8 protein-coding genes and 1 pseudogene are annotated in these 11,856 nt (G+C 63.3%); 7 read left to right on the top strand and 2 right to left on the bottom strand.

Translation table 11 applies throughout. The annotated features are described in order from the left end of the window. Positions 1–289 precede the first annotated feature (289 nt). Entirely contained in the window at positions 290–700 is a 411-nt protein-coding gene (locus RHODMAR_RS17555; protein ID WP_008717001.1) for a DUF3291 domain-containing protein, read from the top strand. A 241-nt stretch (positions 701–941) separates the two neighbouring features. Here the strand turns inward: RHODMAR_RS17555 and RHODMAR_RS17550 are convergent, their stop codons facing one another. Next, positions 942–1,865, bottom strand: coding sequence for a YdcF family protein (locus RHODMAR_RS17550; protein ID WP_008716999.1), 924 nt, complete (start codon positions 1,863–1,865; stop codon positions 942–944). A 126-nt stretch (positions 1,866–1,991) separates the two neighbouring features. Continuing rightward, positions 1,992–2,246: a hypothetical protein gene (locus RHODMAR_RS17545; protein ID WP_008716997.1), complete on the bottom strand. Its 255-nt coding sequence runs from the start codon at positions 2,244–2,246 to the stop codon at positions 1,992–1,994. Between RHODMAR_RS17545 and RHODMAR_RS29500 the strand changes: the two genes are divergently transcribed. From RHODMAR_RS29500 to RHODMAR_RS17515, 6 genes and pseudogenes are all read left to right on the top strand, one after another. Further along, positions 2,245–2,460 (top strand): mycothiol transferase, encoded by a 216-nt coding sequence (locus RHODMAR_RS29500; RefSeq protein WP_442970064.1) that lies wholly within the window; start codon positions 2,245–2,247, stop codon positions 2,458–2,460. The genes RHODMAR_RS17545 and RHODMAR_RS29500 overlap by 2 nt on opposite strands. 50 nt (positions 2,461–2,510) lie before the next feature. Then, positions 2,511–4,037, top strand: a complete 1,527-nt coding sequence (locus tag RHODMAR_RS17535; RefSeq protein ID WP_008716995.1) for an aldehyde dehydrogenase family protein — start codon at positions 2,511–2,513, stop codon at positions 4,035–4,037. Between the two features lie 24 nt (positions 4,038–4,061). Continuing rightward, the gene (locus RHODMAR_RS17530; RefSeq protein ID WP_042939740.1) at positions 4,062–5,573 is read left to right on the top strand and encodes an APC family permease; all 1,512 of its coding nucleotides are present in this window, start codon (positions 4,062–4,064) and stop codon (positions 5,571–5,573) included. Between the two features lie 12 nt (positions 5,574–5,585). Next, positions 5,586–7,134, top strand: a pseudogene (locus RHODMAR_RS17525) (GMC family oxidoreductase). Continuing rightward, positions 7,124–9,145, top strand: coding sequence for a putative nucleotidyltransferase substrate binding domain-containing protein (locus tag RHODMAR_RS17520; protein WP_042939739.1), 2,022 nt, complete (start codon positions 7,124–7,126; stop codon positions 9,143–9,145). The pseudogene RHODMAR_RS17525 and the gene RHODMAR_RS17520 overlap by 11 nt, the downstream one beginning before the upstream one ends. A 24-nt stretch (positions 9,146–9,169) precedes the next feature. Continuing rightward, on the top strand, positions 9,170–11,848 hold the full coding sequence (locus RHODMAR_RS17515) for an MGH1-like glycoside hydrolase domain-containing protein (protein ID WP_042939738.1): 2,679 nt from the start codon (positions 9,170–9,172) through the stop codon (positions 11,846–11,848). The last annotated feature ends 8 nt before the right edge of the window (positions 11,849–11,856 follow it).

Below are 11,856 nucleotides of genomic sequence, written 5' to 3'. Positions count from 1 at the left end.
CGAGACTTACCGCATCGGCACCGGTGATCACGAAACGATCTACGTGAATATGCCATTGATGGGCCTCGCTGCGGCAGGGCGATCAGTGCCGGTTGGCAATCTCAGCCAAACTGCCAGAGCTCGGATCACTCGCTGATGACATGCTGCGGAAACAGGCAGTAGAAGATTCCGTCGATTCGAGCGAAGTTCCCCCTACGATCCACATGAACCTCTTGCCGACAGCAGTGTCCGTTAAAACTCGCCGCTAGATTCCGACGACGCTACGACTACCGCTCCGAAGGAGATCGAAATGGCTACTCTGCCCTGGGTTCGTGGCCCGCAAGAAACGACAGATCTCGAAACGGCCGTGGTCATGGCGTCGCGATTCGAGCTGACGACGATTCGTCGCGTGGTTCCTTTTTTGGTATCTGCTCTGCGCATCCACAACCAGGTGCGAAAAGCGAAAGGCGCGATCGGGGTGTCTCTGATCGCGCGTCCACTGCGACGTGAGTTCTACACACTCAGCGCTTGGCGCGACCGTGCGGCGGTCGATGCCATGGTTCGTATCGAGCCACATCTGTCGGTGATGTCAGCGTTTCGAGAGCACACCACCGACGCAAGGTTCACCTTTTGGGATATGCCTGGAGCTAGCCGCCCAACGTGGGCGGACGCATTCGTAAGGCTCGCAGATGAGGAATCTCCTTCGAACACGGAGCGTTGACTGCAATTCGATCTACAAGTCAGGTAGTAAACCACGAAAATCGGACTCGATTACGATGTGCTCCCATCCCGCGTTTTGGGCAGTATCTCCTACTTGATCTGCCACTCGAGAACTTCGTCTACCGGCGTTGTTGCTATATCGGTGCCGCTGGGCTTTGATTATTTTCTGCCTTCGGTCGATACGGAAACCGCTCACAGTCTTCAACCGTTCTGAGGTTGCCGTCGTCGCGAGGGTGGTCGCGTCAGTAGAACCGCGGTATTCCGAGGATCTTGGTGGCATCGACGGTCATGCCCAATCGCGACGTGGGAGCGAGCGCAGGCAGATCCGGGACATCCTCGGGAGTGGTTGTCGCAGCACCGATCACGTCGGCACCAGCGATCTCGAAGTCCGAGATCGCGCGTCGTAGATGGCTCGGAGTCGTTGCCAACACGAGCATATCGGCACCGATCTCAGTGGCCAGCGCGGTGGCGAGCTGCGCGTTCTGCACCGTCGAGTTCGCAGTGGATTCGGTGTGGATACGATCGGCTGCGATCCCGTTGTCGACCAGCCATTGCTGCATCGCCTCGGCTTCGGTGACACTGTTCTGCGGATTTCCACCGGTGACGATGATGGGCGATTCGGGGGAGAGTTCTGTCGCAGAGACAGCGGCGCGTAGTCGTTCCATCAACTCCGCAGCCATACTGCCGTCACCGTTCAGTCCAAGGCCGAGTACCACGATTGCAGTGCGCGGGCCGTCCGTGACCGGTGCGAAGTCGATCTCTTCGGTTGCGACCTCATCGATGACGGCGATGGCTCGATCGACCGCATCGGCGAGCGTGGGGGACAGGGTGCGCAGACGGGCCGAATGTTGCAACCGAGCATCGGTATCGGCGGTCGCGTTGGCGTAGAACGTCTGCAGCGCCGCCACATTGGCATCGTCCGGAGCGGCGGTCGCAATCGCCTCCAGCGCTGCGAAGCCGGAGTCGTAGCGACCCTTGACCAGGGCATTCTGCGCATCGTTGTACAGCTGAGCGTCGGCCGAACGAACGATCTCTGCGGCGGTGACCGAGGGGCTCGGCGCATCGGGCGCTGCCGTCGCAGTGCCCGACCCGACACCCAGCGCGAGAGCAGCGGCACAGGCCACGGCAGCGACGCGGATTTTCGGGCGAGCTCGGCCGTGTCGCACTGCTGATGCCCTTTCCGAACGTGGCTGGATTCCGCCACCCTAGCTCAGTTCGGTGCCAGTGTGACTGGTGTGAGCAAAGTTCTTGGAGTTACGCGAATGTACTTCTGAGCAGGCGCTGCGTGGTCTTCACATAGTGACCGGGGCGCGTCCGCGATCGGCAGGCTCGATCGTCACCTCGGCATCGGGAAGAAATACGCGTTCGGTCGTGGTGGTTCCGTCGACGCCGTCGGTCACGGTTACCGCGACGCTTTCGGCAATCTGGCCGGCACTTTCGATGAAACCGGTTGCGACACCCTCCTCGATCAGCAGATGGTCACCCACCAAGAGAAGAAGTTCGTCCGCCGTCACCGTTCGCCTGCCGCCCACATCTTCGATAGTCATGAACACCACCGTAATGCGAGTTGTCCGATTGGGTCGCTCCGCAGGCGCGGTGTCCCCGGACGCCGCGCCGACTTCGCGCTGTGTGCCGCCGAATGCACTGCCGCGGACGAGGTCGCTGCGGATGATTCATGTGCACATGATCGGTGAGTATGCGCGACACAACGGACACGCAGACGTCATCAGAGAACACATCGATGGGGCCACCGGACGCTGAGGGCATAGCGTAGACACACGATCAGCCCCTCTTACGGAAGAAGGTGTCGAATGACCGACTCCGATGCAGGATTCGACCCGAGCTCGCTGCGGCCGTCGTTGTTCGTCGACGGGCAGTGGCAGGGGTCGGGTGACGGCGGAACCCGCGACATCGTCGACCCCGCTACCGGCAGCACGGTCGCCGTCGTCGACGAGGCGACTCCCGACGACGCGCTACGTGCGGTTGCGTCGGCGCGAGTGGCGTTCGACGACGGTCCGTGGCGCTCGGTGACGGTGGGTGAGCGCAGCGACCTACTGAACCGCATTGCAGATCTGCTGCAACGTGACAAGGCCGAGCTGGCGCGCATCGAAACGCTCGACACCGGAAAGACGTTCGGCGAGAGTGAAATCGATATCGACGACGTGACGTCGGTGTTCCGGTTCTACGCCGAATTGGCTGCGGTGCAGTCTGATCGACTGATCGATGTCGACCGCCCCGAAATCCTCAGCCGAGTCGTACACGAGCCGATCGGCGTGTGCGTCATGATCGCACCGTGGAACTATCCGCTATTGCAGATCTCGTGGAAGATTGCCCCCGCCTTGGCGGCCGGCTGCACGATGGTTCTCAAGCCCAGCGAGGTGACTCCGTTGAGCACCATCGCGTTCACCAAGTTGGTGGAGGAAGCCGGAGTGCCGGCAGGGGTGGTCAATCTGCTCCAGGGCAGCGGAGCGGTTCTCGGGGATGCGCTCACCAGGAACCGAGACGTCGACTTCATCTCCTTCACCGGGGGGCTGGCAACCGGCAGGCACATCCTTGCCGCGGCCGCCGAGAATGTCACCAAGGTGGCCGTCGAGCTCGGCGGAAAGAATCCGCACATCGTGTTCGCCGACGCGGTGGCCGACGAGCAGTCGTTCGCCGACTCGGTCGACAACGTTCTGACGGGAGTGTTTCTGCATTCGGGTCAGGTGTGTTCGGCCGGCACTCGCTTGATCATCGAGGAGTCCGTGGCCGACAGGTTCGTCGCAGCTGTCGCCGAGCGCGCGAAGGCCATCGTGATCGGGCCTGGCATGGACCCAGCGAGTGAAACCGGACCACTGGTGTCGCAGGCGCAACGCGAGAAAATCGAAGGCTTCGTGGCGGGCGGCATCGAGGAAGGCGCGACTCTGGTCATCGGTGGAACCAAGCCGGATAATTCGGATTTGGACGAGGGTAGCTACTTTTTGCCGACGATTTTCGACCATTGCGACAGGTCCATGAATATCGTGCAAGAGGAGACATTCGGGCCCATACTCACTGTGGAGCGTTTCGACACCGAGGCCGAAGCGCTCCTGCTGGGCAACGACACGAATTATGGCCTGGCCGCGGGAATTCGGACATCCGACGCCGCGCGTGGCGAAAGGATGGTGCGTGGGCTTCGCCATGGAACGGTGTGGCTCAACGACTTCGGTGTCTACACGGCGGCCGCAGAATGGGGCGGCTTCAAGCAGTCAGGGAACGGCCGCGAGCTCGGACCGTCCGGTTTGTCCGAATATCAAGAAGCAAAGCATATTTGGCACAACACCTCACCCACCGCGGCGGGGTGGTTCGGCACCCGATAGTGCACGATGGGAACGGCTACGGGCATGGCATTACTGAACGACAGCTCGAGCGGAATGGATGATTTCGGCTACAAGGAATCACTCGACCGTAGTCTGGGAAAATTCGCCAGCTTCGCCGCGGGCGTCAGTTATATCTCTATTCTCACCGGCACATTTCAGCTGTTCTACTTCGGCTTCGGCACCGCCGGACCGGCGTATCTGTGGTCGTGGCCCTCGGTTTTCGTGGGTCAGCTCTGCGTGGCACTGTGCTTCATGGAACTGGCCGCCAAGTATCCGGTCGCAGGATCGGTGTACAACTGGTCGAAGCTGTTGGGTCGCAGAATTGTCGGTTGGTCGGCGGGCTGGTTGATGCTCACGGCATCGATCGTGACACTGGCCGCTGTTGCCCTCGCTCTGCAGCTGAATCTGCCACGCATCTGGGGCGGGTTCCAGATCATCGGCGACGGTAGCGGTGCCCGGGACTTCGCGGCCAACGCAGTGCTCCTGGGTGCGATTCTGATCGCCATCACCACCACCATCAACGCGCTCGGCGTTCGACTGATGGCGATGATCAACAGCGCCGGTGTGTTCATCGAACTCATTGCCGCCGTACTCATCGCGATTCTGCTCGCGGCCAACATCACTCGGGGACCAGAGGTCTTCTTCTCCACCAACGGCTACGGTGCCGGTGAGAGCGGCGGCTACCTCGGTGCCTTCCTGGTCGCGTCGCTGGCATCGGGCTACGTCATGTACGGATTCGATACCGCGAGCTCGCTCGGGGAAGAAACGGTCGAACCTCGGCGCACCGCTCCCAAAGCGATCTTGCGCGCCATCCTTGCCTCGTTCGTCATCGGCGGAGCCATCCTGGTGTTCGCCGTCATGGCTGCGCCGGACCTGAACGATCCTTCCCTCGGCAGCCCGGACGGCAGCCTGCAGTCCATCGTCGAATCGGTGATGTGGGGCCCGCTGGGCACCGTCTTCCTCATCTGCATCGTCATCGCAGTGTTCGTGTGCTCACTGGCAGTGCACACGGCAGCGATCCGACTCACGTTCGCGATGGCGCGAGACAACGCGTTGCCTTTCGGCGAGAGCCTGGCGAAAGTGCACCCCAAGACTCAGACCCCGGTAGTGCCCGCGGTGACCATCGGCGTGCTGGCCATCGTGATCCTCGTCGTCAACATCGGTCAGCCGCAGATTTTCACGGTCCTGACCTCCATCGCCATCATCATGATCTACCTCGCGTATCTGATGGTCACCGGACCACTGTTGGTCAAACGGGCTCGAGGTCAGTGGCCACCGAAGGACCTGAAAGCCGAGGGGTATTTCACGATGGGCAAGTGGGGCCTCCCGGTCAACATTGCGGCAGTGGTGTGGGGGGCAGGGATGGCGATCAACCTCGCTTGGCCACGCGAGGCCGTGTACGGCACCCCCTGGTACAACACGTTCGGTGCGTTCGTCTACATCGGCGGCATCCTGGGTGTGGGCCTGCTGTGGTATGCAGTCAAGGGGCGCAAGCACATCGGCACTCTGAAATCACATGCGTCCACGGGCGACTAGAAGGAGCGTGCAGTGACAGACACCCAGTTCGATTATGTTGTAGCAGGTGGTGGCACGGCGGGATGTGTGCTCGCCGCGCGGCTGAGCGAGGATCCCTCCGTCAGCGTCTGTCTGGTCGAAGCGGGGCCGACCGACGTCGGCGACAAAGCGATTCTCGAATTGGCCGAGTGGATGCACCTACTCGACTCCGGCTACGACTGGGACTACCCCGTCGAACCCCAGGAGCGCGGCAACAGCTTCATGCGGCACGCGCGAGCGAAGGTGCTCGGTGGCTGCTCGTCGCACAACTCCTGCATCGCGTTTCACCCTCCGGCGGAAACACTCGACGACTGGGCTGCGGCCGGCGCGACCGGCTGGGGAGCGTCGGACATCCTGCCGTTCGTCGCGCGCGTGGAGAACAACGACACCGGTCGTGGCCAGGCTGGGCCGGTGCGGATTCGCGACGTGCCGCCGGGAGACCCGTGTGGTGCGGCGGTACTCGAGTCGGCTGCCGGAGTAGGGCTTCCCACTGTCGCGTTCAACCGCGGAACGACGGTACTCAACGGTGCAGGTTGGTTTCAGATCAACGCGGGTGAGGACGGCCAGCGGATGTCGACCTCGCACGCGTACCTGCACCCGATCATCGGCACGCGGCCGAACCTGGAGGTGCGTACCGACTGCTGGATCAGCGAGATTCTGATCGACGAGTCGCTGACCGCGACGGGAGTGCGGTACCAACGCCCCGACCTGACCGGATACGACACCGTGTCAGCGCGGCGCGAAGTGATCGTGACCGCTGGAGCCATCGACACTCCCAAGTTGTTGATGCTCTCCGGAATCGGACCGGCAGCGCAGCTGCAGGAGATGGGAATCACCGTTCGCGTCGACTCACCCGGCGTTGGGGAGAACCTCGACGACCACGTCGAGGGCCTGGTGTTCTGGGAGGCGAGTAAGCCGATGGCCACCACGTCCTCGCAGTGGTGGGAGATCGGTGTGTTCGCCCAGACCGATGCGTCGCTGAACTACCCGGACATCATGATGCACTACGGCAGTGTGCCGTTCGACATGAATACTCTTCGCTGGGGCTATCCGACCACCGACAACGGGTTCTGTCTGACGCCGAACGTGACGCAGGGGCGCTCGCGAGGCACTGTCCGATTGCGTAGCAGGGTACTTTCGCGATCGGGCCAAGGTGGATCCGCGCTACTTCACCGACCCCGAAGGCCACGACGACGCCGTGATGCTCGCCGGTCTGAAGCTGGCTCGCAGAATTGCTGCGGACGGCCCGCTCGCGGGATGGATCGAACGCGAACTGGCACCAGGGCCCGATGCGGTGACCGACGAGGACCTGCTCGACTACGTGCACAAGACGCACAACACGGTCTATCACCCGGCGGGAACGGCGCGGATGGGGTCGGTGGACGACGCCATGGCCGTACTGGATCCCGAACTTCGAGTGAAGGGAATCTCACGTCTACGCGTCGTCGACGCGTCGGCGATGCCGAAGCTCCCGTTCGTCAATCCCAACATCACCGTCATGACCATGGCGGAGAAATGCGCCGCCCTGATCCGTGGCGGATAGATCGGCGTCGGCGCAATTTCTCGGTGAGCACCCACCTTTCCAGGGCGCGTCACCCGAAACTCTGACCGACATCGCCGCCGCTGCGGTCGAGCGTGAATATGCCGGTGGTGCATGGGTTGTGGGTCCTGCGCGAACTGCCGTGTGGAACGGTACCGACACAGTGTGGATGGTGCGCACCGGGCGAGTAGTGATCGTGCATCCGGACAACGCCCCGCCCGACGACGTCCCGATCGACACCATCGGGCCGGGTGGGGTCTTCGGATTCTCGGCGCTGCTCTCGGGCGGCACTGTCGAGTTCGGTGCGCGGGCAATCGAACCGAGTGTCGTTCTCCAGCTGCCCGGTGAGCTGATTCGACCGTTGTTCGCGACGCCGACCGGGCTCGCGTTCCTGGCCGATGCCGTCACCTCTGCCTCCGCTCACCGCGTCGTGCGGGCGGAGGGGAACGCCGGCCGTACCGTCGGCGAATTGGTCTCTGCCCCGGCGGTGTTCACGTCCGTCGGTACCACTGTCCGAGATGCGGTTCGGCATATGACCGAGCAGGGCAGCTCGTACGTCCTGGTTCCTTTGCGAGGCTCGCGGCACGGAATATTCACCGACCGTGACCTGAGAGTGCGCGTGGTGGCAGCTGGGATCGGCGTCGACACCCCGATCGAGCGGGTCATGACGTCGCCCGCCGAAACCGTCACGGCGGACCGTCTGGCCGGCACCGTGCTGATGGACATGCTCGAGCGAGGACTGCGACATATGCCGGTGGTGTCGAGCCGCGGTGAGGTTCTCGGCGTCGTCGACGACTCCGATCTGCATGCCGCATCCACCAGACGTAGCTTCGTGGTCCGCCGAGCAGTGACGTCGGCATCGACCCCCGCCGAACTGGCCGACGCGGGAAAGCTCGTTCCGCGCTTGGTAGTCGATCTGTTCCGGGGCGGGACCGACGCCACGGCAGTCAGCGCAATCCTGTCGGTCGTGGTCGACAGTCTCGTGCGGCGAGCCGTCGAGATCGAATGGTCGGCGCGGCCGGAGGTGCCGCGGAACAACTTCGCCTGGATCACCCTCGGCAGCGTCGCGCGGCGAGAAGCGATGCCGTCCTCCGACGTCGACAGCGCGCTGACCTGGGCGGACACTACAGTCGACCCTGACCCGATCTCGCAATCGACGTCGGTGCCGAGGACTCGGGACGAAGCGCTGATGGAGTTGGCCGTTCGAGTGCACGCCGACCTCGACGGTGCCGGGTTGCCATCGGATACCAATGGCGCACTCGCGAGTTCACCCCGATTCGCGCGCTCGGCCGGGCAGTGGGAGAGTGCCGCCGCCCACTGGCTCAGCAACCCCTTCGGTGATCGTGGAAATACTGCTTTTCATGGTCGTTCCGCAGGCTCCACTCCTGCTTCTCATGGTCGTTCCGCGGGCTCCACTCCTGCTTCTCATGGTCGTTCCGCAGGCTCCACTCCTGCAGGAGATTCGGGTCTCATCATGTCCTCCTTGATGATCGACGGCAGGGTGGTGTGGGGCCCGAGTGAACTGCACAGCGTCCCCGAGGCCTACCGTCGACTTCTGGTCGATCACCCCGACGCGCTGCGGTTGCAACTGCGTGATGCCCTCGCCGGACGCGCCCGGCTTCGTTCGCTGAAGGATGTGCTGGCTCGGCGCGGAGGGACGTTCGATCTCAAGGCCCACGCACTGACGCCCATCGTCAACCTCGCTCGTTGGGGTGGGCTCTCGGTCGGCATCGCCTCGGCCTCGACCCCGGCGCGGCTCGCGGCGGCGTCGGGCAACGGCATGCTCTCCGACGGCGATGTCGCAGCACTGACCGAGGTGTTCGTCCTGCTTCAGCGTCTACGCCTGTCGCATCAGGTCGACCAGCTCACTGCGGGCCATCGTCCTGGCGACGTGCTGATCATGGCGGATCTGTCCCCGCTCGAACGGAGCCTGCTGACCGACGGCGTCCGGGAGATCGCCGCAGTACAACGCCGCGTCGGATACCTGGCGGCCAATGTCGGCGTGCATCGCTGACCGCCAACCATCAGACTGTGGGGCGTGACCACCACTCCCGTAAGCGTTCCTACACCGTCCACCGTCGAACACACTCGGTTGGCGGAATCGCCCGGGGTGAGCGGGCCATGGCGTCAGTGGGGGCCGTACCTGGCTGGTCGGCAGTGGGGCACGGTGCGCGAGGACTACTCGGAAGACGGCAACGCATGGGCGTCGTTCCCCTTCGATCAAGCGCACAAGCGGGCGTACCGCTGGGGTGAGGACGGCATCGGCGGAATCTGCGATCGCTTCGGGTTCCTCAACTTCTCGTTCGCGCTGTGGAACCGTAAGGACCCGATCCTCAAGGAGCGGCTGTTCGGTCTGGCCAACGAAGAGGGCAATCACGGCGAAGATGTCAAAGAGTACTTCTGGGCAGTCGACGGAACACCGACGCACAGCTGGATGCAGTGGCTCTACCGCTATCCACACGCGGAATATCCCTACGCCCACCTGCGGGAAGAGAATGCACGCCGTGGTCGTGACGACCGCGAGTACGAACTCGCCGACACCGGCATCCTCGACGAGAACAGGTTCTTCGACGTTCAGGTGACATATGCCAAGGCCTCACCCGACGACCTCTGCATCACCATTTCCATCACCAACCATGGCCCCGAGGCGGCGTCGGTCGATCTGCTCCCGCACCTGTGGCTGCGCAACACGTGGTCGTGGGGACGCGACGACCGAGGTGGGACGTTGGCCCAGCTGACACCACCCGACCTCCTGGCCGGTGGCCTCGAAGCGGTGGCCGTCGAGCACGGATTTCTCGGTCGCTATTATCTCAGTGCCGAGGGCACTCCGGCAGTTCTGTTCTGCGACAACGAAACCAACTCCGAAGCACTATGGGGTCAGGAGAACGTCTCGGCCTATCCCAAGGACGGAATCGGCCGTCGCGTCGTCGACGACGAACTCGACGCGGTCAATCCCGAACAGACCGGTACGAAAGCTGCGTTCTGGTACCGATTCGACGACATTGCCTCCGGTGCAACGGAATCGGTGAAGCTTCGGTTGTCACCCAACCGGCCGGACGAGCAGACCTTCGGTGCCGGCTTCGACGCCGTGAACAAAGACCGGAAAACAGAAGCGGACGAGTTCTACGGGGCCGTGATCGGTGCCGATCTCACCGACGCAGATCGGCACGTGGCGCGGCGTGCCTATGCCGGGTTGCTGTGGACCAAACAGCTGTACCGCTACGACGTCGAACAGTGGATCGAAGGCGACAAGGTCGGTGCGCCGGCTCCGGAATCGAGGCAGAACCCGGGTGGTCGTAACGCGCACTGGCGGCACTTGGCTCTGGCCGATGTGATCTCGATGCCCGACGAATGGGAGTACCCGTGGTTCGCGGCCTGGGACTTGGCCTTTCATGCGATTCCGCTGGCACACGTGGACGCCGATTTCGCCAAGGAGCAGTTGGTGCTGATGTGCCGGGAATGGGCGATGCACCCCAATGGTCAACTCCCGGCATACGAGTGGGAATTCGGTGACGTCAACCCGCCCGTTCACGCGTGGGCGGCGTGGCACGTCTATCGCATCGACGGGTATCGGGACCGAGAGTTCCTGGTGCGAGTGTTCACCAAGCTGCTGCTCAATTTCGCGTGGTGGGTCAATCGCAAGGACTCCGAGGGCTCGAACATCTTCGAGGGCGGCTTCCTCGGCATGGACAACATCGGATTGTTCAACCGATCCGCACCGCTGCCTCCCGGATTTCGGCTGGAGCAGTCCGATGCCACGAGCTGGATGGCCTTCTACTGCCAACAGATGTTCAAGATCGCGCTGGAACTCGCGCGGCACGACAGCGCCTGGGACGACGTGGCGACCAAGTTCTTCTCGCACTTCCTCTCGATCGCGAAGGCCGTCAATTCCTTCGGTTCGCAGCACATTTCGCTGTGGCACGAGGAAGACGGTTTCTTCTACGACGTGCTCGTCCAACCCGAGGGTGACGCGGTACCGATGCGGGTTCGATCCATGGTGGGTCTGCTGCCCATCCTCGGTGCCACCGAGATTCCGCCGTGGGTCGAGGAAGAATGTCCCGACCTCACCGCCCGGCTGCGATGGATCCAGCGCAGGCGGCCGGAAATGGTCAGTCCACTGTTGGCGCGGCGTGAGGACGGCGAGGTCCGGATGCTGCTCACGCTCGTCCAGCCCGAGCGTCTCAAGCGGATCCTCGCGCGGATGTTCGACTCGGAGGAGTTCCTGTCGCAGTTCGGGATTCGGTCGCTGTCGGCCTCGTATCGCGAACCGGTCACCTTCGATGTCGACGGCCGCAGTATGTCCATCGAGTACGAACCGGGGGAGTCGCGTACCGGCATGTTCGGCGGCAACTCCAATTGGCGCGGTCCGGTGTGGTTCCCGGTGAACGTGCTGCTGGCCGACAAGCTCCGCGCCTACGGCCGGTACTACGGTGACTCGTTCACCATCGAGATCCCCACCGGTTCGGGCAACCATCGAACCCTCACCGACGCCGCGAATCTGATCGACAACGGTCTCGCCGGACTGTTCCGACCGGTCGACGGCCGCAGGCCCGCGGACGGCAAGCGCATCGAATCCAGCCTCGACCCGCTGTGGAGCGAGCACCCCAGCTTCAGCGAGTACTTCGACGGAGACACGGGCGAGGGACTCGGGGCCACTCACCAAACCGGCTGGACGGCACTGGTTGCGCACCTGCTCAGGCCGCGTCTGCCACTCTGAGGGCCTGC

The sequence above is a fragment of the Rhodococcus sp. AW25M09 genome, from assembly GCF_000333955.1.
Lineage (GTDB): Bacteria > Actinomycetota > Actinomycetes > Mycobacteriales > Mycobacteriaceae > Rhodococcoides.
This window is presented reverse-complemented; position numbering and strand designations above follow the sequence as displayed.

Excerpts from the sequence above, each read along its gene's own strand:
- RHODMAR_RS17555 (WP_008717001.1), top strand. The coding sequence starts at position 290 with ATGGCTACTCTGCCCTGGGTTCGTGGCCCGCAAGAAACGACAGATCTC.
- RHODMAR_RS29500 (WP_442970064.1), top strand. The coding sequence starts at position 2,245 with ATGAACACCACCGTAATGCGAGTTGTCCGATTGGGTCGCTCCGCAGGC.
- RHODMAR_RS17545 (WP_008716997.1), bottom strand. The coding sequence starts at position 2,246 with ATGACTATCGAAGATGTGGGCGGCAGGCGAACGGTGACGGCGGACGAA.
- RHODMAR_RS17535 (WP_008716995.1), top strand. The coding sequence starts at position 2,511 with ATGACCGACTCCGATGCAGGATTCGACCCGAGCTCGCTGCGGCCGTCG.
- RHODMAR_RS17530 (WP_042939740.1), top strand. The coding sequence starts at position 4,062 with ATGGCATTACTGAACGACAGCTCGAGCGGAATGGATGATTTCGGCTAC.